Annotated in this window: 18 protein-coding genes; 5 read left to right on the forward strand and 13 right to left on the reverse strand. The window is 61.4% G+C overall.

Going from position 1 to position 21,838, the window contains the following annotated elements:
• Positions 1-48 precede the first annotated feature (48 nt).
• Positions 49-1,116: a 5-(carboxyamino)imidazole ribonucleotide synthase gene (gene purK, locus Q9290_RS04045; RefSeq protein ID WP_306078360.1), complete on the reverse strand. Its 1,068-nt coding sequence runs from the start codon at positions 1,114-1,116 to the stop codon at positions 49-51.
• On the reverse strand, positions 1,113-1,607 hold the full coding sequence (gene purE / locus Q9290_RS04050; protein WP_306078361.1) for a 5-(carboxyamino)imidazole ribonucleotide mutase: 495 nt from the start codon (positions 1,605-1,607) through the stop codon (positions 1,113-1,115). Before purE ends, purK begins: the two co-directional genes overlap by 4 nt.
• Positions 1,608-2,034: 427 nt before the next feature.
• On the opposite strand from purE, the gene Q9290_RS04055 reads away from it, so the two are divergent.
• Positions 2,035-3,720, forward strand: coding sequence for a sodium:solute symporter family protein (locus tag Q9290_RS04055; RefSeq protein WP_306078362.1), 1,686 nt, complete (start codon positions 2,035-2,037; stop codon positions 3,718-3,720).
• Position 3,721: 1 nt separating this feature from the next.
• Entirely contained in the window at positions 3,722-3,853 is a 132-nt protein-coding gene (locus Q9290_RS04060) for a putative transporter small subunit (protein ID WP_306078363.1), read from the forward strand.
• Positions 3,854-3,978: 125 nt separating this feature from the next.
• On the opposite strand, the gene nhaA is transcribed toward Q9290_RS04060, so the two are convergent.
• The 5 genes from nhaA to Q9290_RS04085 all read right to left on the reverse strand — a co-directional run bounded on the left by nhaA (position 3,979) and on the right by Q9290_RS04085 (position 9,155).
• Positions 3,979-5,271: a Na+/H+ antiporter NhaA gene (gene nhaA, locus Q9290_RS04065; RefSeq protein WP_306078364.1), complete on the reverse strand. Its 1,293-nt coding sequence runs from the start codon at positions 5,269-5,271 to the stop codon at positions 3,979-3,981.
• Positions 5,272-5,370: 99 nt separating this feature from the next.
• Positions 5,371-6,141 (reverse strand): PAQR family membrane homeostasis protein TrhA, encoded by a 771-nt coding sequence (gene trhA, locus Q9290_RS04070; RefSeq protein WP_306078365.1) that lies wholly within the window; start codon positions 6,139-6,141, stop codon positions 5,371-5,373.
• Between the two features lie 62 nt (positions 6,142-6,203).
• Positions 6,204-6,977, reverse strand: coding sequence for an NRDE family protein (locus Q9290_RS04075; RefSeq protein WP_306078581.1), 774 nt, complete (start codon positions 6,975-6,977; stop codon positions 6,204-6,206).
• Positions 6,978-7,049: 72 nt separating this feature from the next.
• On the reverse strand, positions 7,050-7,889 hold the full coding sequence (locus Q9290_RS04080; RefSeq protein ID WP_306078366.1) for a DNA ligase: 840 nt from the start codon (positions 7,887-7,889) through the stop codon (positions 7,050-7,052).
• A gap of 57 nt (positions 7,890-7,946) precedes the next feature.
• Entirely contained in the window at positions 7,947-9,155 is a 1,209-nt protein-coding gene (locus Q9290_RS04085; protein WP_306078367.1) for an MFS transporter, read from the reverse strand.
• A gap of 165 nt (positions 9,156-9,320) precedes the next feature.
• Between Q9290_RS04085 and mobA the strand changes: the two genes are divergently transcribed.
• A complete protein-coding gene (gene mobA / locus Q9290_RS04090) occupies positions 9,321-9,911 on the forward strand; it encodes a molybdenum cofactor guanylyltransferase MobA (protein ID WP_306078368.1) in 591 nt (196 codons plus the stop codon).
• A 71-nt stretch (positions 9,912-9,982) separates the two neighbouring features.
• On the opposite strand, the gene Q9290_RS04095 is transcribed toward mobA, so the two are convergent.
• Positions 9,983-10,537, reverse strand: coding sequence for an NAD(P)H nitroreductase (locus tag Q9290_RS04095; RefSeq protein WP_306078369.1), 555 nt, complete (start codon positions 10,535-10,537; stop codon positions 9,983-9,985).
• Between the two features lie 62 nt (positions 10,538-10,599).
• Complete coding sequence (locus Q9290_RS04100) at positions 10,600-12,606, reverse strand: oxidoreductase (protein WP_306078370.1); 2,007 nt, start codon at positions 12,604-12,606, stop codon at positions 10,600-10,602.
• A gap of 185 nt (positions 12,607-12,791) precedes the next feature.
• Between Q9290_RS04100 and sppA the strand changes: the two genes are divergently transcribed.
• On the forward strand, positions 12,792-14,627 hold the full coding sequence (sppA, locus tag Q9290_RS04105; protein ID WP_306078371.1) for a signal peptide peptidase SppA: 1,836 nt from the start codon (positions 12,792-12,794) through the stop codon (positions 14,625-14,627).
• Entirely contained in the window at positions 14,628-15,647 is a 1,020-nt protein-coding gene (ansA, locus tag Q9290_RS04110) for an asparaginase (protein WP_306078372.1), read from the forward strand.
• A 63-nt stretch (positions 15,648-15,710) separates the two neighbouring features.
• On the opposite strand, the gene Q9290_RS04115 is transcribed toward ansA, so the two are convergent.
• From Q9290_RS04115 to dapB, 4 genes are all read right to left on the reverse strand, one after another.
• Positions 15,711-15,914, reverse strand: a complete 204-nt coding sequence (locus Q9290_RS04115; RefSeq protein WP_306078373.1) for a cold-shock protein — start codon at positions 15,912-15,914, stop codon at positions 15,711-15,713.
• A 259-nt stretch (positions 15,915-16,173) separates the two neighbouring features.
• On the reverse strand, positions 16,174-19,401 hold the full coding sequence (carB, locus tag Q9290_RS04120; protein ID WP_306078374.1) for a carbamoyl-phosphate synthase large subunit: 3,228 nt from the start codon (positions 19,399-19,401) through the stop codon (positions 16,174-16,176).
• Between the two features lie 16 nt (positions 19,402-19,417).
• On the reverse strand, positions 19,418-20,554 hold the full coding sequence (gene carA, locus Q9290_RS04125; protein WP_306078375.1) for a glutamine-hydrolyzing carbamoyl-phosphate synthase small subunit: 1,137 nt from the start codon (positions 20,552-20,554) through the stop codon (positions 19,418-19,420).
• 404 nt (positions 20,555-20,958) lie between these two features.
• Positions 20,959-21,771 carry a 4-hydroxy-tetrahydrodipicolinate reductase gene (gene dapB, locus Q9290_RS04130; protein ID WP_306078376.1) on the reverse strand — a complete coding sequence of 271 codons (813 nt, stop codon included), beginning with the start codon at positions 21,769-21,771 and terminating at the stop codon, positions 20,959-20,961.
• Between the last annotated feature and the right edge of the window lie 67 nt (positions 21,772-21,838).

Below are 21,838 nucleotides of genomic sequence, written 5' to 3' on the forward strand. Positions count from 1 at the left end.
AAAAAGCCCCGCACAAGGCGGGGCTTTGGCATGCTACCGACGGCAGGCTCAGTTCAGCTGGCTGCGCAACCAGTCGAGCACTATGCCATAACTGGCGGGCAGCATGGGCTCCAGCTTGTCGAGGGCCGCCCTGGTATCAACCGGATTGCTCAGGCAGAAGTTGATGTGCCCTACCTTGCGGCCCGGGCGCACTTCCTTGCCATACCAGTACAGCTCGGCACCGGGCACCGACAGCCAGTCGTCGTTGCGCTCGGTGCCCACCAGGTTCACCATCACGCTGGTGTTCTTGACGGTCGGGGCAATCAGCGGCAGACCGGCCACGGCGCGCAGGTGCGCTTCGAACTGGCTGATATTGGCGCCGGCCTGGGTCCAGTGGCCGCTGTTGTGCACGCGAGGCGCCAGCTCGTTGATGAGCAGGTGATCGCCCACTCGAAAGCACTCCATGGCCATGACACCAACGTAGTCGAGGTCGTTCATCAGGGTGCCGAGCATGCGTTCGGCCTCTTCCTGCAGGTGCGCCAGGCGTGCCAGGGGCGACACCGAGCCCAGCAGAATGCCGTTCACGTGCAGGTTGAGAGTCAGCGGATAGAAATAGCACTGTCCGTCTTCACCGCGCATGCCGACGATGGAGGCTTCCTCGTCAAAGTCGATGGCCTGCTCGGCAATGGCCTGGGTGTGCCAGTCGTCGGGAATCTCGTCCCGGCCCGGCTCCCGCAGCCAGTGCTGGCCGCGCCCGTCGTAACCCCCGGTGCGGCGCTTGAGCAACACCCGCTCACCCAGGGCCGCGTGCAGATCCTCGGCGGTGGTGTCGGTTTCTACCAGGCGCCAGGGCGCGGTGGCCAGACCCAGCTTGTCGATCAGTGACTTCTGGGTGTAGCGATCGGCCAGAATGGGAAAGGTGTTCAGATTAACGAACGCCGGGTGTGCCGCCAGCTGGCGGGTGGCGGCGGTTTCGGGCCACTGCTCGCGCTCGGCGGTCACCTTTTCATGGGCTTCCAGCGGAAAGGTTTCTTCAGACTCGATATCAACCGGACGCACGTCCAGATTGAGGGGCATGCCCGCGTGTTTCAGCATCTGGCCCAGCTGGCCGGCACCCAGTACCCAGATACGGCTCATGCGTCCTCCCGCGGGTCGGGGCTGCCCAGCACGGTGCTGGTTTGCTCGTTGCGGAACGCTTCCAACCGTTCGGCCAGCTCGGCGTCGTTGTTGGCCAGCATCTGGCAGGCCAGCAGGCCGGCATTAAAAGCACCGGCAGTGCCGATGGCCAGGGTGCCCACGGCCACGCCCTTGGGCATCTGCACGATGGACAGCAGGCTGTCGAGGCCGCTCAGGGCCTTGCTCTGTACCGGCACACCCAGCACCGGCAGGCGGGTTTTGGCCGCCACCATGCCCGGCAGGTGGGCGGCACCACCGGCACCGCCGATGATCACCTGGTAACCGCGCTCCACGGCCTTTTCACCGAATTCCATCAGCTTGTCGGGGGTGCGGTGCGCCGACACCACTTCCACGGTGTAGGGAACCTGCAGCTTGTCCATGATCTCTGCGGCGCCCTGCATGGTGGGCCAGTCGCTTTTCGAGCCCATGATGACGGCAACTTTTGCTTGCATGACTACTCCTGTTCAACAACGTTCAGCATATATCTGGTGGATCTGGGGGAGCGCGGATTATACCGAAAGCGCGGTTTTGCGGCCAGTGAAAGGGTGGACATTACCTGACTCACTCGTTAAGGTATTAAGCGTTCAACGCTGGTCAAACCAATTTGAGGAGGTGCACGCCTTATGATGGGCGCCATAGAAGCTTTACCCTGACGCACGCTTTCGTGCCGTCGACCGCACAATACCAGGCTAACGCCAACGTCTTATAGAAGCGCATCGCTTCACCGCCAAACAGAATCAACTTGTTTGCCCTTGCCGAGCCGTTTTTACCGGTTCCACACGTCCGTTGCCGCTAGCCAGGTCGTCCAATTTGCGCCCCGCGTATCGCCTCTGGCGACACTGCCGGCGCTTGTCTGTGTTTCACTCGCAAGACAGGGAGATGAACTTGGAACTCTATCAATTTTCCAGCACCACAGTGTTGCTGCTGCTGGCCGCCTTTTACGGCGGAACCTATCTGATCACCACCTTCATCAAGAAGGAGCAGGAAGACACCGACGCCTTTATGGTATCGAACCACAGCGTTGGCTTTGGCATGGGTGCGGCCAGCATGACCGCCACCTGGATCTGGGCCGCCTCCTTCTATGCCGCCGCCACCTCGGGCTATACCTATGGTGTATCCGGGCCACTGCACTACGGCCTGTGGGGCGCGCTGATGATCCTGTTCATCTATCCCTTTGGCCGGCGCTTTCGCGCCCTGGCGCCCAATGCCCATACCCTGGGGGAAGTGATCCACGCCCGTCACGGCTCGTCCAGCCAGCTGATCCTGGCCTTTTCCAACCTGCTGGGCAGCATCATCAGCCTGATGGTGAACTTTACCGCCGCCGGGGCCCTGGTGTCTGTGCTGTCGCCGCTGTCGTTCCAGACCGGGGTGATCATCGCCGGCGTGGGCGTACTCAGCTACACCCTGTGGTCGGGCTTTCGCGCCTCCGTGCTCACCGACTTTGCCCAGCTGATTGCGCTGATGGCCATTGCCGTGGTGATTATTCCCGCCGTGCTGTTTGCCATGGGTGGCCCGGCCGAGGTCATGAACGGCTTTGACAACCTCACCGCCGAGCAGGCCAACCTGTTCTCGACCGACGCCATTCTGCATCAGGGCGCGCCCTACTTTGTGGCGGTGCTGGCCTATGCCATCGGTAACCAGACCATTTCCCAGCGGCTGTTTGCGGTTAACGAAAAGCACATCAAGCCCACCTTCCTCACCGCCACTCTCGGGTACGGCGCCATCGTGATTGGCCTGGGCATGATTGGCCTGATGGCCCTGACCAACGGGGTTGAACCCCTGAACGGCGATATGAACAACCTGATCCCGCAGATGGTATCCAGCTACCTGCCGCCGGTGTTTATTGGTCTGTTCTTTATTCTGGTGATCGGCTCGCTGTCGTCCACCGCCGACTCGGATCTGTCCGCCCTGTCCGCCATCGTGATGGCCGACGTATACGGCAAGAACATTGCCAAGGGCAAGGCCGATCCCAAGCGCATGCTGTTTATCGGCCGGCTGACCATGATAGTAGCCACCATGCTGGGCATAGTGTTCGCCAGCTTCTCCCTCGACATTCTGGTGATGCTGGTGTTCGTGGGAGCACTGTGGGGCGCCATTGTGTTCCCGGTGATCGCCAGCTGCTTCTGGAACCGGGTGACCAACCGCGCCTTTACCACCTCGGTGCTGGCCGCATTGGTGCTGTTCTGCGTGGCCCGCTTTGAGCTGCTGCCCATGACCGGCGCGGTCGCCCTCGTCTTTGAACTGCTCGCCAGCATCGGCGGTGGTGTGGTTATCGGCCTGATGGCGTTCGGTTTTCTGGGCAAGCGCATCGGCTTTATGGCCGGCATTCTCGCCGGTGTGGCGCTGATGTTCTTTGCCACCGGCTTTTTGCGGGAATATACGGTACTGCTGTCTTCGCTGGTGGCCTACGGCGTGAGCACCCTGGTGTGCGTGCTGATGAGCCTGATGGATAACCAGAAGTTCGACTTTGAGCTGATCAAAGAGCGTGTAGGCAACTACGACGACAGTGTTGACCACGCCGCCCCGGCGGCCATCAAATCCGCCGACCTTGCCAAGGAGTCCTGATATGAACGAACTGACCCTGGGGGCCTACATTCTGATCTGGCCCGCCCTCACCCTCTGGGTGCTGATCATGATTTGCCGCGGCGTCTGGAAAGACGTGGTCGCCGCCAAAAAGGAAAACCGCGAGCTGGTGTAAACCGCCGCAGATAACAAAAAGCGGACCTCAAGGGGTCCGCTTTTTTATGCTCAGGCCGCCAGCCAGCAAGCCTAGAGGGGGATGCCCAGACTCGCCAGCTTTCGGTACGGACTCCCGATGGAGGCTCAGCCCCGAGCCGGCCACCAGCGCAACACCGCCAGCCCCGCCAGGGCCGAACACACGGAAGAAAGAAAAATCCCCAGCTTGGCGCTGTCGATCAGACTCTTATCGAACGCCATGTCGGCGATGAACAACGCCATGGTAAAGCCGATACCGGCGAGCAAACCTCCACCCGCCAGCAGAGGCCAGCTGAGCCCGGGTGGCAGAATCGCAATGCGCAACCGCAACGCCAGCCAGCTGAACAGCAAAATCCCTGCCGGCTTGCCGAGCACAAACCCCATAAACACCGCCAGCGTCACCGGCCCCCCCAGGTGGTTTAAAGACAGTGCCAACCCGGCATTGGCAAAGGCAAACAGGGGCATGATGACAAATCCCACCCAGGGGTGCAGCGCAATTTCCAGCCGCTCTACCGGTGACAGGGTTTCACGAGCGGCCATTTCTGCCATCTTCAGGGTCTCCCTGTCCTTGGTATGTCCGCCTCCACTGCCTTCGCTGTCAGAGGGATGTGCCACCACCTGGCTCAGAATCGCGTACAAACGCGTGTCGCTGACCCAACGACGAGCGGGCGTCATCAGGCCAAGTATGACCCCGGTAATGGTGGCATGTACCCCCGAGGCATCCACCACGAGCCAGATAAGCCCGCCCATCAGAACATAGAGCGGAAAACCGCGAATACCCAGCCTCGACATGCCCCCTGTCATCAACAGGCCCAGCCCGGCCAAGGCCAGCAGCAGCCAGTTGATGTCACTGCTGTAGCCAATGGCTACGACCAGGATGGCGCCAATATCGTCCACAATCGCCAACGACAGCAGAAACATGCGCAAACTTTGAGGAATACGCGAGCCCAGCAGGGCCAGGCAGCCGATCACAAACGCCGTATCGGTCGCCATAACGATGCCCCAGCCCGGCTGGCCGGGCTGGGCATATTGAAAAAACAGATAGATGATCGCCGGAACCAGCATCCCCCCCAAGGCGGCAGCGACCGACAGTGCCGCCACCCGTGGCCGGCTCAATTCTCCCAGCACCCACTCGCGCTTGAGCTCCAGTGCCACCAGAAAAAAGAACAACGTCATCAGGCCATCGTTGATCCACTCACGCAGGGAGCGGACAAGCGCCACCGGTCCGGCAGTCAAGCCCACCGGCAACTCCCAGAAATGCTCAAAAGAAGCGGCCCAGGGCGAATTGGAGATCACCAGCGCGGCCAGGGTGAACAGCAGCAGCATGGCCCCGGCGGTTGTCTCAACCCGCACAAAACGAGCAAAGGGATTTGTCAGCCGCTCGACCAGCGCTTTGGGCAATCGAGTGGTCCTGGAGGGTACTTTCAAATCAACCTTCATAACGGAACTTCCCACCAGAGACGTGGTTCGTCCGCCATGGCGATGGGTTGCCGGTCATGCTCAGCTCGCATACCACAGGATCGCAAAGTAATGACACAGGGTGCCCCCCATCACAAAGAGGTGCCAGATGAAGTGGCCGAAGCGCAGCCTGGCATCGGTGGCAAAAAACACCACGCCCAGGGTGTAGAACAGACCGCCGCCCGCAAGCCACCACAGGCCCGACGCAGGCAAGACGGACATCAACGGCCTGGCGGCCAGCACAATCAACCATCCCATCACCAGATAAAGACCGGTGGCCACCACCGGATGAGGGCGTTTTGCCATCATATTCAGCACAATACCGGCAGCCGCCATTCCCCAGATCAGTCCGAATAACGTCCAGCCCCAGCCCCCTCGCAGCACGCCCAGGGTAAATGGGGTGTAGGTTCCGGCGATGAGCAGAAAGATAGCCGCATGCTCAATACGTTGGCACACCTGCTTGACGCCGCCCGGCGGCAACAGATGGTAAAGAGACGAGGAGAAATACAGCAACATCGCCGTAGCGGAAAAAACACTGGCCCCCACCACATCGGCCGCACTGCCGTAACGCACCGTATTCACAATAAGCCAGGGTGTGCCAAACATCATCGCAACCAGCGCCAGACCATGACTGATGCCGTTTGCCAGTTCCTCATGGCGCGACTGCGCACGCGATGGCCTGAAGTCGAATGGGTACATATGATTGCCTGTCAGCGCGACCGGCAAAATGGCCGCCTCAAGCGGGTTGGGTGCCAAAGAAAAATCAAACCTGCTTTGTTCAGCATAGCGGCAGGCCTGAACATTGCCTATCAAGACACCATCTATTGTTTGAACAACACGGCGGCCAAGGCCTGAGCAACAGCCAAGAAAAACAGTTATCGTTGGCTGTTGGCAGTCCTCTGCATATCCAGCCGCCAGTCGGCCTGCCGCCTGTGCAGCAGGCTGCCTCCTGCTCCCCGGCCCTGCTCCAGTATGCGCACCTGGCCGTTTTCAGCCACCAATACCGTCTGGGCCCGGGTACCGTAGTTGTCACCGGTGATGAACACCGATGACAACCGGCGCTCCAGTTCAAGAGGCACCCCGGTCTCGGGCAGGGCGGCGTCGGGCGCCATGGTGGCATCACTCAGCAAGGCCAGGGCGGCGCTGTCATCGTCGTGCGGTAACGCCGCCAGGCCGCGTTTCAGCCGCACCGTTTTGGGCCAGGGGGTGTTCAGCAGCCCATTGGAGAGACCGTAAATGCCTGCCTGCAGCGGACGCGGCTCACCGCCCGGGCGGTTGCCACCGTAATGCAGCTCGCGGCTGAGCAGATCCCCCACCAGCAGGTTGAAACCGGCATAGCCTTCACCCTCGGCCAGCACCCGCTGCAGATAGCCAGCAGGCGAGTGCTCGCCGGCGAGAAAACCGCTCACCAGCTCACCCCGGCTGCGCTTGCCGGACTGCGGAGCGCCTTCACGAAAATTGGTGAGGGCGGCAAAGCGCCCGCCCCGAGTCACCCCCAGCCAGGTGCCGCCGGCCTGCAGATCCCGACCGGCCCAGAGGCCGGGAGAATCCGGCCACCAGCCGGCGGGCGCCGTGGGGCGGGCATGAAATTCATCCCGGTTGGCGAGCACCCGCAGGTGGCCGCTGGCGGGTTGCCAGTCAATGGCCATCAAGCACAAAACCGATGTCCTCCTTCACACAGATACCTTCACTTTACTCCGGTGACGTTTGTCACACCAGTGTCAGGGCAGCTCCCGGCGTACTCGCCAGAAGCTGGCAAAGCGGGGCAGACCGGTGGCGGTTTCACCCCGGTAACGGTAAGTGATCCGGGTACCGGGCGCCGGCGGCTGGCGTCGCTGCTCATCACTGAAGCCGGTGCCCAGCTTAAAGCGACGGCCATCGGGCGTTTCCACCAGCAAGGATCCCATCATGCCCTTAAACCGGCCCTGCCCCGGCAACTGGGCCAACACGGTGGCTTCCGCATCCTGAAACCCCTTCAGCTTGAGCAGGTCCTGGTTGCGCTCCGGGGCATAACGACTTTGCCGGTGGCGCAGCATCAGGCCCTCACCGCCTTCGCTTTCCACCTTGTCGAGCAATGCCGCCAGGGCGGCAGCATCCGTCAGGGAGTGATGCTTTACCAGTCGCAGATAGGGGGTGTTCAGGGTGGCGGCCAGGCGTTGCAGGGCTGTTACCCGGGCAGAAAACGGCAGCTCGCTGGCGGGCAGGTCAAACACCATAAAGCGAACATCACGCCATTCTTCCTCCACCGGCTCAAAGCGGCGAACCACCGCCGACAGCTCGGCAAAACGCCCCCGCCCCAGCCACAGTTCGCCGTCCAGCGGCGTGGCGGGAAAACCGGCCACAAACCAGTCGGGGGCGGCAAAGACATGGCCGCCCCGCGATACCAGTTGCCGGCCATTCCACCAGGCCCGGACTCCGTCCAGCTTTTCACTCACCAGGTAGTCGGCCGGATTGTGATGAGGGGCATATTCCGCCGCCAGTTGCAGCGGCGGGGCTTCAGCCAGGGCCGGCAGCGACGGCCCCAGCCACAGCAGTGGCAATACCAGTGGAAAAGTCTTCATTCCGTGCTCCTTGTCGTTTTTTTCGGCAAAGTGTAGCCGGTTCACGACAGCAGCGGATTATTTGTCCTGATCGGGCACCACATTCACCGGCCGGGCGGCAAACCAGCCACACCCCAGTTGTACCCATTGCAATACCATCATCAGCAGCAGGGCCCCCTGCCAGGCGCCTTCCATATCACGCATTACCCCCAGCGCCGCCGGACCGGCCGCCGCCAGCAGGTAGCCAATGCTCTGGGCCATGGCCGACAAGGCCGTGGCCTGAGCGGTATTGGCGGCCCGCAGCACGAAAAACGACAGCGCCAGGCTGAGCGCCCCCCCGCAGCCCACGCCAATCAGGGATGCCCACAACAGTGGCGCGCTGGCCGGTTGCCACCAGAGTCCCGCCAGACCCAGTAGGGAGGCCAGGAAAATTCCCAGTACCAGCCGGCGCTGGCTGACCATGCGTGCCGCCAGGATCGGGACCAAAAAGTTGAATGGTATGCTCACCAGGTTGATTAGCGCCGTGGCGGTGCCGGCATCATGGGCGTCAAGGCCGCTTTCCAGCAGGATTTTGGGCAACCAGGTGGCCATGGAATAAAAGTAAAACGACTGCAGCCCCATATAGAAGGTGATGACCCAGGCCGTTTTGCTTCGCCAAAGACTGACTCTCACCGGGTTGGCCGGACGGCCCACACCACTCACCTTCAGCATGGGCAGCCAGAACAGCACGCAAATCACCGGCAACAGCGCCCACAATGCGACCGGATAATGCCAGTGACCAAAGTGCTCCAGCAGCGGCACCGCCAGATAGACGCCCAGGCCGGCGCCGGTGCTGAGGGTCACCGAGTAAAGGCCGGTCATCAGCCCCACCTTGCGGGGAAAGAACGCCTTCACCAGCCCGGGGATCAGCACATTAAGCAGGGCAATGGCCGCCCCCAGCAGCAGGGTGCCCAGCAACACCAGGGCGTAACTGTCCAGCAACCGCAGCATGACGCCAAGACTTATCACCAGCAGGCCGCCAATGGCCAGTACCTGGGGCGAGCAACGTCGTGACAGCGCCGGAACACACAGGGAAATCACTCCAAAACACAGCAACGGCAGTGTGGTCAGCAGGCTGAAGGCACTGGCGCTGATGGCCAGGCTGGCACGGATTTGCTCGACCAGAGGGCCCACCACCACAATACCCCCCCGCAGGTTGGCGGCGGCGAGCAGCAGGGCCATCACCGCCAGGGTGGCGATCAGGGGGCGGCCGTAAAAGGGATCGTCACTGGCGGCTTGGGTGCTCATGTTTGTTATACCTTGTTGTTCTTAAAGGACGTAAAACCTGCCATGTTAGGAGCGAAGCCGGGCCGGCTCAAGCAATTAAATACCCGTTTTGTGTGACTTGAGTACTCACACGGCCTGGCTTAACAGGTTAAAATTCATGGGAAAATCATTGAAACGGAAGGGGCCATGCTGGATCCGAAAGACATTACTGCCGTCATTCTGGCCGGCGGGCAGGGCCTGCGCATGCAGGGAGCCGACAAGGGTCTGTTGCCCCTGTGGGGCCGGCCGCTGGTGAGCCATGTGCTGGAGCGCCTTGCGCCGCAGGTGGGCCGGGTACTGATCAATGCCAACCGCAACCTGGACCATTATCGAGCGCTGGCCACGGTGATCCCCGATGACGGTTACCATTTTGCCGGTCCGCTGGCCGGGTTTGAAGCCGGGCTTACCCATGCCCCCAGCGAATGGGTTCTGTTTGTACCCTGCGACAGCCCGCTGGTGCCCGCCGATCTGGCGGCCCGGCTGTGCGCCGCCGTGCACCGTCACGATCAAATTGCCGTGGTGGACGACGGCACTCAGCTGCACGCCGCCACCGCCCTGATCCACCAGTCGCTGCTGCCTTCATTGTGCAATTACCTGGATGGCGGCGATCGCAAGCTGCAGCTGTGGTATGAACACCATCAGCTGGTACCGGTGGACTTCAGTGATCAGGCCGAGGCCTTTTATAACCTCAATACCCCGGAAGCACTGGTGGCGCTGGAGGGCCGGGGGAAGGCGTGAAACGTGAAATGATATGCGGTGATTAAACCCGCCAAGCCAAAAATGCCGGCCTGCTGCCGGCATTATCATTTTTAACGCCCGAAGTAACGCACGAACTGGGCGGGATCCCGCTCGGGCAGCTTGCGCACGGCCACTTCCGGGGTGCCGAGGTACAAGAAGCCGACGATCTGATCCTGCTGCTCCAGGCCCAGATCCCGGTGCACCCCCCGGTCAAAGGCAAACCAGCCGGTGCGCCAGATACCGTTAAAGCCCATGCTCTGGGCCGCCATCTGCATGGCCATCAGGGCGCAACCGGCAGACAGCTCCTGCTCCAGGCGCGGCACCTTGTCGTGCTCTTTTACCTTGGCCACTACGGTGATCACCATGGGCGCCCGCAGCGGGGCATTGCGGGCCTTGTCGATGGCGTCTTCGCTTTCTCCCTGGGCCTCCGCGGCGGCGGCCAGCACGTCACCCAGGGCCCGGCGCTGTTCGCCTTCAAACACGATAAATTCCCAGGGGCACAGGGCGGCGTGATCCGGTGCACGCAGGCCAGCGCGAAACAGGGTGTTCAGCTGCTCGCCGGCGGGCGCCGGCGCCACCAGCCGGGGGTTGGAATGGCGATTCAGTAACAGTTCCAGTGCGTCCATCTTGATACTCCTGTTTTGAGACCGCGCTACCTTAGCAGCCTGCGACCACGGCATAAAGTCTTCTACAGCCTCAGGGCGAGCTCAGTACCCCGGCGAATGGCGCGCTGCGCATCGAGCTCGGCGGCCACCTCGGCGCCGCCGATCAGGTGTACCCGTATTCCCGCCCGTTCCAGCACCGGCTGCAGGGTCCGCTCCGGCTCCTGGCCGGCACAGACAATGATGTTATCCACCTCGAGACACTCGCTTTGCCCGTTGCGCTCAAGATGCAGCCCCTGGTCATCAATGTGCAAATAGCGCACTCCGCCCCACAAGTGCACGCCATGGTGACGCAGGCTGGCCTTGTGGATCCAGCCGGTGGTTTTGCCCTGGCCCCGGCCGGGCTCCCCCGGACTGCGCCGCAGTAACCAGACCTGTCGTGCCGACGCCGGCTTTTGTGGCGGCATCAGGGCGCCGGGGGTGAGGCACGCCCTGTCGATGCCCCATTCGGCCAGCCAGGCCGGCAATGACGGCTCAGGCTCCGCCACCAGAAACTGCGCCAGATCCACGCCAATGCCGCCGGCACCGATAATGGCCACCCGCCGGCCCACCCTCGTCTGCCCGCTCAGTACCTGCGGATAGCTCAGCACACTGACATGATCGATGCCATCAATGGCCGGCGTTCGCGGGCGCACGCCGGTGGCCAGCACCACCTCATCAAAGTCCGTCAGGCGGCTCACGGTGGCCTGCGTACTGAGCCTGAGGCTCACGCCCGTCTCGGTGAGCCGATAACGAAAATAACGCAGGGTTTCGGCGAACTCTTCCTTGCCGGGAATGCGCCGGGCAAAATTGAACTGACCGCCGATGTCGGCGCCCTGCTCAAACAGGGTCACACTGTGGCCCCGCGCGGCGGCGGTACAGGCAAAGGCCAGTCCCGCCGGGCCGGCGCCCACCACCGCCAGCCGTTTGGGGAGCGCAGCGGGCGTGACCCTGAGCTCGGTTTCATAACAGGCAAAGGGGTTCACCAGGCAGGTTGCCCGTTTACCGTCAAATACCCGGTCCAGGCAGGCCTGATTGCAGGCGATGCAGGTGTTGATGCGCTCGGGTGTGCCCGCCGCGGCCTTGGCCACAAAACGGGCGTCGGCCAGAAAAGGCCGGGCCAGACACACCAGATCGGCCTGCTGCGAGGCGAGAACCGCGTCTGCCACCTCCGGGGTATTGATGCGGTTAGTGGCCACCACCGGCACGGTAAGCGCGCTTTTAATCCGCCCGGAGATCCAGCTGAAGGCGGCCCGGGGCACGCTGGCGGCAATGGTGGGTACGCGCGCCTCGTGCCAGCCGATGCCGGTATTAATGAGCGTGACCCCGGCCCGCTCCAGCGCTTGCCCGAGGGCAATGACCTCCTCCAGGCTGGAGCCCTGCTCCACCAGATCGAGCATGGACAGGCGAAAGATAATGATAAAGTCCTTTCCCACCCGCGCCCGCACGGCACGCACGATTTCCAGCGCCAGCCGCCGGCGGTTGGCGCTGCTGCCACCCCAGGCATCCGTTCTGTGGTTGGTGCGCGGACACAAAAACTGGTTAATGAGGTAGCCCTCGGAGCCCATGATTTCCACCCCATCGTAACCGGCCTGCCAGGCCAGGGCGGCGGTGTGGGCAAAGTCGGCGATGCAGCGGCGAATGCGCCGCTGGCTCATGGCGCGGGCCCTGAACGGGCTGATGGGAGACTGGCCGGCCGATGGCGCCTCGGCAAGAGGATGCCAGGCATAGCGGCCGGCATGCAAAATTTGCAGGGCGATTTTACCGCCGGCCTCGTGCACCGCCCCGGTCACTTTGCGATGACGGCGAAGCTGCCAGCAAAAACTCAGCTGGGCGGTACCCGGAGCAAGCCGGCCACGCAGGCTGGGAGCCATGCCACCGGTAATGATGAGCCCCACCCCGCCTTCGGCCCGCATTCGGTAAAAAGCGGCAAGCTTGTCAAAGCCGCCGCGCGCTTCTTCCAGCCCGGTGTGCATGGAGCCCATCACCACCCGGTTTTTCAGGGTGGTAAAGCCCAGATCCAGGGGCGCAAACAGGTGAGGGTAAGGCCGCATAAGCTCTCCGGAAGCAGGCCGGGGGTGGCTTCGTCAGGCTAGTGGATGAGCTGCGTTTTTTCAAACAAGTGTTTTACTCAACTTTTTCGTGAAGCGCTCACCAGTAAGCAGGGCCATGCGTGGCAATGTGAACGGTGCCACGCCATAATGGACTAATTCGACCCTCTTCTTTTTAAGGCGTAGCTATGTGGTCTGCCATCAAATGGTTGTTTCGCACTCTGGGCCGGGTGCTGAATGTACTTCGCACCGTGCTGATCAACCTGTTTTTTCTGCTTGCCCTGGTGTCCGTGTTCATTATTTTCTTCAGCGAAAAGGAAGCGCCCACCCTGCCGGCCAGCGCCGCCCTTACCCTGGACATCAACGGCCCGGTGCTGGAGCAGGACACCCAGGCCAGCCCCCGCCGCCTGCTGAACAAATGGCTGGCGGGTGACGAAGCCCCGCCCGCCCTCACCCTGGGGCAAATCAAGGAAGCCCTGACCCTGGCCCGCCACGACGAGCGCATCAAGGCAGTGGTACTGAGGCTGCAAAACATGAGCGAGTCCAGCCTCACCAAACTGGATGAAGTCGGCGCCGCCCTGGAAAGCTTCAAGACCTCGGGCAAACCCGTGTACGCCATTGGCGATTACTACACCCAGGGACAATATTACCTGGCGGCCCATGCCGACGAGATCTGGCTGAACCCGGCCGGGGCCGTGACCATTCAGGGCCTGGGCGTATACCGGCTGCACTACAAGTCGGCCTTTGAGCGTTTTGACATCACCCCCCATGTGTTCCGGGTCGGCACCTACAAATCGTTCGTGGAGCCCTATCTGCGTGACGACATGTCGGCGGAAAGCCGCGAAGACGCCCTGCGCTGGCTGGGCCAGCTGTGGCGCCACTATCAGGACAACGTGAGCACATTGCGCGATATTCCCGCCGATCACATCAGCCCCGGCAAGGAGCTGCTGCTGAGCCGGTTTCGCGCCGTGGGTGGTGATCCGGCCCGCTATGCTCTGGAGCAGGGGCTGGTGGACAAGCTCGCCACCCGCCATGAGATGTTGCGCCACGTGGGCGAACAGGCGGGCTGGGATCACGGTGCCGGCAGCTACCGCAGCCTGAGTATCAGCCGTTATCTGGCCCATCGCCCCCAGGATGACAACACCGCCCCGGCGGTGGGGCTCATTACCGCCAGCGGCGCCATCATGAGTGGCGAGCCAAGGCCCAATACCATCAGCGACGAACAACTCGGAAAGCTGATCGATCAGGCCCGGCGCGACAGCGACATCAAGGCCCTGGTGCTGCGCATCGACAGTCCCGGCGGCAGCGCCTTTGCCGCCGAGCAGATCCGCACCGCCCTGCTGCGCTTCAAGCAAAGCGGCAAGCCATTGGTGGTGTCCATGGGCAGCACCGCCGCCTCGGGAGGCTACTGGATCGCCGCCGACGCCGACAAAATTTACGCCGCTCCTACCACCCTCACCGGCTCCATCGGCGTATTTGGCCTCTTCCTCACCTTTGAAGACGCCCTGGAAAAGCTCGGCCTCAATACCGATGGGGTGGGCACCACCGACTTTGTCGGCGCCGGCCTGACCACCGGCCTGCCCAAGCATGCTCAGGAGCTGATCCAGCTGGGCGTGGAGCACACCTATGACCGTTTCGTCAGCCTGGTCGCCGCAGGGCGGGAGCTGGAGCCCAGAGAGGTGGAAGCCGCTGCTCAGGGACATGTGTGGACCGGCACCGATGCCCGGGCCCTGGGGCTGGTGGACGAGCTGGGTTATCTGGATGACGCCCTGGCCGGCGCTGCCGAGCTGGCCGAGCTGCCTCAGTACCGGCTGAAACGGGTACAGTTGCCCCGCTCACCCAAGGAGTTGCTGATGGAGCAGCTGCTGGACACCAATCTTGATGCCACTGCTCTGGTCCAGGCCGCCCTGCCCGAGGTGCTGCGGCCGGCCGGTGAACAACTGGGCCAGGAGCTGAATGCGCTGGCCCACTTTAATGACATTCGCGGCCAGTATGTGCTGTGCGTGGAATGCCAGGAGTTCTGAATGAGCCGCAGGAAAATCTATATCGCCTACACCGGCGGCACCATCGGCATGCAGAAATCCGCCAAGGGCTATGTGCCCCTGGCGGGCTTTATGACCAACAGCCTGGCCGCTACCCCCGAGCTGCACCGCCCGGAAATGCCGGCCTACCATATCAGCGAATACGATCCGCTGATCGACTCGTCCGACATGACCCCCGCCGACTGGCAGCGCATTGCCGACGACATTCGCGCCCATTACGACGATTACGACGGCTTTGTGGTGCTGCACGGCACCGACACCATGGCCTTTACCGCCTCGGCGCTGTCGTTCATGCTGGAAGACCTGAACAAGCCGGTGATCGTCACCGGCTCCCAGATCCCCCTGGTGGAGCTGCGCTCCGACGGCCGCAACAACCTGCTTAACGCCCTCTATATCGCCGCCGAATACCCCATTCACGAGGTGGGGCTGTTTTTCAACAACCGGCTCTTTCGGGGCAACCGGGCCAGCAAGGTGCACGCCGACGGCTTTAACGCCTTTGACTCACCCAACTTTCCGCCCCTGCTCAACGCCGGCATTCATATCAGCCTTGATGCCGGTCGGCTCAGTCAGGGCAACGGCACACCACTGACCGTCAGCCCGATCACGCCACAGCCCATCGGCGTGGTCACCCTCTATCCGGGGATCAGCCCCGAGGTGATTGCCAACCTGTTGCGCCAGCCGGTCAAGGCGTTGCTGCTGCTGTCTTACGGCGTGGGTAATGCGCCTCAGAACGAAGCCATGCTGAGCCTGCTGGCCGACGCCTCGGCCCGGGGGGTGGTGATCGTCAACCTCACCCAGTGTCTGCGTGGCTCGGTGAACATGGAGGGCTACGCCACCGGCAAGGCCCTGGCCGATGCCGGGGTGATTTCGGGTTACGACATGACCACGGAAGCGGCCCTGACCAAGCTGCATTATCTGCTGAGCAAGGGCCTGCCGCCGCAAAAGGTACGCATATTAATGGGCCAAAGTCTGCGGGGTGAACTGACACCACCGACTCCCTGATCGTCCCATACAAAAAAACCCGCCGAAGCGGGTTTTTTTACGAATCTCGACGAGAGTCGTCGATCACAGCACCTTGATTTCGGATGCTTGCGGGCCCTTGGCGCCTTGAGAGGCGGTGTAGGATACCTGCTGACCTTCGGCCAGGGTTTTAAAGCCATCGCCAACAATCGCGGAGAAGTGGGCAAACAGATCCTTGCCACCGTCAGCCGGAGTGATGAAACCAAAACCTTTCTCTTCGTTGAACCATTTTACAGTGCCAGTAGCCATGTATACTTACCTTTTTTAAACATATGAATGGGCAAATGCCCGGAACCGCAATAAATCAAATAAGGGAAGCGTGGTGACTGTAGAACCGTAAGGGACCAACAATGTACTGATGCTGCGCTGACTTGAGAATCTTGCTGAGGTGCACTCTACGGCAGTGGGGAGGTGCCGTCAAACACTATCGCAAAAAAGATGAATAATATTTAAACAACACAAAAAAGGCGCCGGATGGCGCCTTTTTTAGTCAGGGTGTGCCGACGGCTTATTTACCGTTGGCGACCCGGGCGTGCATTTCCTGCACGGAGATCACCGACTCGGTAGCGTCGTGAGCCATCGCCATCACGGTGGCAAAGGCCCCGTTCAGGGTGGTGGTGTAGGACAGCTTCTGAGCCAGGGCGCCGCGACGCAGCTGACGGGAGTCCTCGATGGCCTGACGGCCCTCGGCGGTATTCACGATGTAGCTGTACTCGTTGTTCTTGATGCGATCAAGAATGTGCGGACGACCTTCGTGTACCTTGTTCACCAGACGCGGGTTGATGTTGGCTTCGCCCAGCACCACGGCGGTGCCGTGAGTGGCATCGATCTGGTAACCGGCCTCAATCAGGCTGGCGGCCAGGTCAACTACCCGTTGCTTGTCGCTATGACGCACGGACAGCAGGGCACGGCCTTCCTTCGGCACCGCCTTGCCGGCACCCAGGTGCGCCTTGCCAAAGGCGGCAGCAAAGGTTTCACCCACGCCCATCACTTCACCGGTACTGCGCATTTCCGGGCCCAGCAGCGGGTCAACGCCGGGGAACTTGTTGAACGGCAGCACCACTTCCTTCACGGAGTAGTAAGGCGGAATAATTTCCTCGGTGACACCCTGCTCGGCCAGGGACTTGCCGGCCATGGCCCGGGCGGCCACCTTGGCCAGGGGCACACCGGTGGCCTTGGACACGAAGGGCACGGTACGGGCGGCACGGGGGTTCACCTCAATCAGGTAAATCTCGTTGCCCTTGACCGCGAACTGCACGTTCATCAGGCCCACCACGCCCAGCTCCAGGGCCAGCTTGCGCACCTGCTCGCGCATCTCGTCCTGAATGGACTGGCTCAGGGTGTAGGGCGGCAGAGAACAACCGGAGTCACCGGAGTGCACGCCGGCCTGCTCGATGTGCTCCATGATGCCGCCGATGACCACGTCCTTGCCGTCGCAGATGGCGTCGATGTCCACCTCGGTGGCGTCGTCCAGGAAGCGATCCAGCAGTACCGGCGACTCGTTGGACACGCTCACCGCCTCGTTGAAGTAACGACGCAGATCCTGCTCGTCATAGACGATTTCCATGGCCCGGCCGCCCAGTACGTAGGACGGACGCACCACCAGCGGGTAACCGATGTCCACGGCCAGGTTGACGGCCTGATCCAGGGCGGTCACGGTGGCGTTCTGAGGCTGCTTGAGGCCCAGACGGTCTACCGCCTGCTGGAAGCGCTCACGGTCTTCGGCGCGGTCGATAGCGTCGGGGCTGGTGCCGATAATGGGCACACCGGCCGCTTCCAGGGCGCGGGCCAGTTTCAGCGGGGTCTGACCGCCGTACTGCACGATCACGCCCTTGGGCTGCTCCACGCGCACGATTTCGAGCACGTCTTCCAGGGTTACCGGCTCAAAGTAGAGACGGTCGGAGGTGTCGTAATCGGTGGACACGGTTTCCGGGTTACAGTTGACCATGATGGTCTCGTAACCGTCTTCGCGCAGCGCCAGTGAGGCGTGCACACAGCAATAGTCGAACTCGATGCCCTGACCGATACGGTTGGGGCCGCCACCCAGCACGATGATCTTGTCCTTGTCGGACGGGTTGGCCTCGCACTCTTCGTCGTAGCTGGAGTACATATAGGCGGTGTTGGTGGCGAATTCGGCGGCACAGGTGTCCACCCGCTTGTACACCGGGAAGATTTCATGGCGGTGACGCAGCTTGCGCACTTCGCCTTCAGCCACGCCCAGCAGCTTGCCCAGACGGGCATCGGCAAAGCCCTTGCGCTTGAGGGCGCGCAGGAACTCGGCGTTGAGGCCGGCCAGGCCCACTTCCTTGACCTGCTCTTCCAGCTTGATCAGTTCTTCGATCTGCACCAGGAACCAGCGGTCGACGTTGGTCAGCTTGAACACGCCATCCACGGACATGCCGGCCCGGAAGGCATCGGCGATGTACCAGATACGCTCGGCACCCGGATCCTGCAGCTCATGACGAATGCGGGACAGACTTTCCGAATCGTTCAGGTCAACGACCGGGTCGAAACCGTTCATGCCGGTTTCCAGGCCACGCAGGGCCTTTTGTACCGACTCCTGGAAGTTGCGGCCGATGGCCATGACTTCGCCCACGGACTTCATCTGAGTGGTCAGACGGTCGTTGGAGCCGGCGAACTTCTCGAAGTTGAAGCGCGGGATCTTGGTCACAACATAGTCGATGGCCGGCTCGAACGACGCCGGGGTCAGACCGCCGGTGATGTCGTTCTGCAGCTCATCCAGGGTGTAACCGATGGCCAGCTTGGCGGCAATCTTGGCGATGGGGAAGCCGGTGGCCTTGGACGCCAGGGCGGAAGAGCGGGACACACGGGGGTTCATCTCGATGATGACCATGCGGCCGTCTTTGGGGTTAACGCCAAACTGCACGTTGGAGCCGCCGGTTTCCACGCCGATTTCACGCAGCACCGCCATGGAGGCGTTGCGCATCAGCTGGTATTCCTTGTCGGTCAGGGTCTGGGCCGGCGCCACTGTGATGGAGTCACCGGTATGCACGCCCATGGCGTCGAAGTTTTCAATGGCACAAACGATGATGCAGTTGTCGTTACGATCCCGCACCACTTCCATCTCGTACTCTTTCCAGCCGATCAGGGATTCGTCAATGAGCAGCTCATTGGTCGGCGACAGATCCAGGCCGCGGGTACAAATTTCTTCAAATTCTTCCCGGTTGTAGGCGATGCCGCCACCGGTGCCACCCATGGTGAAGCTGGGGCGAATGATGCAGGGAAAGCCCACTTCATTCAGCACGCCGTAGGCTTCGTCCATGTTGTGGGCGATGCCGGCACGGGGGCATTCCAGGCCGATGCTCTTCATGGCCAGGTCGAAACGGTGACGGTCTTCGGCCTTGTCGATGGCATCGGCAGTGGCGCCGATCATTTCCACACCGAACTCTTCCAGCACGCCGTGCTTTTCCAGCTCCAGGGCGCAGTTCAGCGCGGTCTGGCCACCCATGGTGGGCAGTACCGCATCCGGGCGCTCCTTCTCGATGATCTTGCGCACTACCTGCCAGTCGATGGGCTCGATGTAGGTGGCGTCGGCCATCTCCGGATCGGTCATGATGGTGGCCGGGTTGGAGTTCACCAGAATGACGCGGTAACCTTCTTCGCGCAGGGCTTTACAGGCCTGGGCACCGGAGTAGTCGAATTCACAGGCCTGGCCGATCACGATGGGGCCGGCGCCCAGGATCAGAATGCTCTGTATGTCTGTACGTTTTGGCATGACTCTACCCTACTCCTTATGCGCGGTACTTCTGGATCAGCTCGATGAAATGGTCAAACAGCGGGGCTGCGTCGTGCGGGCCCGGGCTCGCTTCCGGGTGCCCTTGAAAGGAAAACGCCGGCTTGTCGGTGCGGTGAATGCCCTGCAGGGTACCGTCGAACAGCGACACATGGGTGGCGCGCAGGTTCTCGGGCAGGGTGTCGCCGTCCACGGCGAAGCCGTGGTTCTGGGAGGTGATCATCACCACGTTGCGGTCCAGATCCTTCACCGGGTGGTTGGCACCGTGGTGGCCGTGGCCCATTTTCACGGTTTTGGCACCGCTGGCCAGGCCCAGCAGCTGGTGACCCAGGCAGATGCCGAACACCGGAATGTCGGTTTCCAGGAAGGTCTTGATGGCTTCAATGGCGTAATCACAAGGCTCGGGGTCGCCGGGGCCGTTGGACAGGAAGATGCCGTCCGGGTTCAGCGCCAGCACCTCGGCGGCCGGGGTCTGGGCCGGTACCACGGTCAGGCGGCAGCCACGGTCCACCAGCATGCGCAAAATGTTGCGCTTGGCACCGAAGTCGTAGGCCACCACATGGTAGGGCAGCTCGGCGTCGGTGGGCTGGCTGTGGCCCTGGCCCAGCTGCCAGCTGCCTTCGTGCCACTGGTACTGGTTGGCGGTGGTCACCACCTTGGCCAGATCCATGCCCTTGAGGCCGGGGAAACCCTTGGCTTCGGCCAGGGCCTTGGCTTCATCCAGGCTGGCACCGGCCAGCACACAGCCGGCCAGGGAGCCTTTCTCGCGCAGAATACGGGTCAGCTTGCGAGTATCGATATCGGCAATACCCACTATATTGTGAGCCTTGAGATAGTCGGACAGGGTGCGCTGATTGCGGAAATTGGAAGCGACCAGCGGAAGATCGCGAATGATCAGCCCCTGGGCGTGAACCCGGTCGGACTCTTCATCTTCGGCATTAGTGCCGGTATTGCCTATATGAGGATAGGTAAGCGTGACGATCTGGCGTGCGTAGGACGGATCGGTAAGGATTTCCTGGTATCCCGTCATTGACGTGTTAAATACCACCTCACCAACGGAACAACCGTCGGCGCCAATGGCTGTGCCGCGGAAGACCGAGCCATCTTCCAATACGAGCAGCGCTGAGTGATTCAAGACAACCTCCAAGTTAATTCTTATAAATCAACAATTTACCTGGCTGTCCCGAGTTACAGACAAAAAAATTTTACTGCATCTCGGCTAATACTGGGCAAATTCTGTGTATTTTATCTGGATGCGCCGTTTTCGACAAACTTTTTTGTGAACACAGCCACCGAAAGTTGAAAATTTCACCTGCACCGGCATAAAATCGCAAAAAGTCAGCATAAAACGAATGGTTAATCAGGAAAGACAACAAAAAATACGAGGTTTGGCAGGGTGTTATGAAAAATTATTGCAAAAATAAAGATTTAATAAAAAAAGTCAGTTTAATCAAAAAGATATAACGACAACGAAAGCAAAAATATCCATTCATGCCGGCCATTCGAGGCCGGCATGGTTCCAAATGATACAGAAATTGGTTATTTCAGCCCCAGCACGTCCTGCATATCGAACAGGCCGGCGGGTTGGGTTGCAATCCAGGCAGCGGCCCGCACGGCACCGTTGGCAAAGGTCAGGCGGTTGGACGCCTTGTGGGTGATCTCTACCCGCTCACCGATATCCGCAAACAGGGCGGTGTGCTCACCCACCACATCACCGGCGCGAATGGTGGCGAAACCGATAGTGTTCGGGTCCCGCTCGCCGGTAATGCCTTCGCGGCCATACACGGCACATTCCTTCAGATCCCGCCCGAGTGTATCGGCGATCACTTCGCCCATGCTGAGGGCGGTACCGGACGGGGCATCCACCTTGTGGCGATGGTGGGCTTCGATAATTTCAATGTCGGTATAGTCGCCCATCACCTTTGCCGCCTGCTCCAGCAGCTTGAACACCAGGTTAACACCCACGCTGTAGTTGGAGGCCATGACCATGGCGGTATTGGCCGTTGCGGCCTGGATCTCGGCCTTTTGCTCGTCGGTAAAACCGGTGGTGCCGATCACCAGCCGCTTGCCGTGGGCTTGTGCCAGGGCAATATTGGCCAGGGTGGCCTCGGGGCGGGTGAAGTCGATGATCACGTCCACCTTATCAATCACCTCATCCAGACTGGCGGTGACCGGCACATTCAGCCGGCCCACGTTGGCCAGCTCGCCGGCATCGGCCCCCAGTACGCTGGAGCCGGCGTGCTCGATGGCGGCGGTCAGCACCACACCATCGGTGTTGGTTACGGATTCAACCAGTACCTTGCCCATGCGTCCGTTACAGCCGGCAATGGCGATGCGAACCGGATTGGTCATGTCATCTTTCCTTTATTCATTAATGTTCATGGGATTGTTGCGCAGTTTGCCAGAATGTGTCCCGCTT

This window comes from Oceanimonas aquatica, assembly GCF_030732065.1.
GTDB lineage: Bacteria > Pseudomonadota > Gammaproteobacteria > Enterobacterales > Aeromonadaceae > Oceanimonas.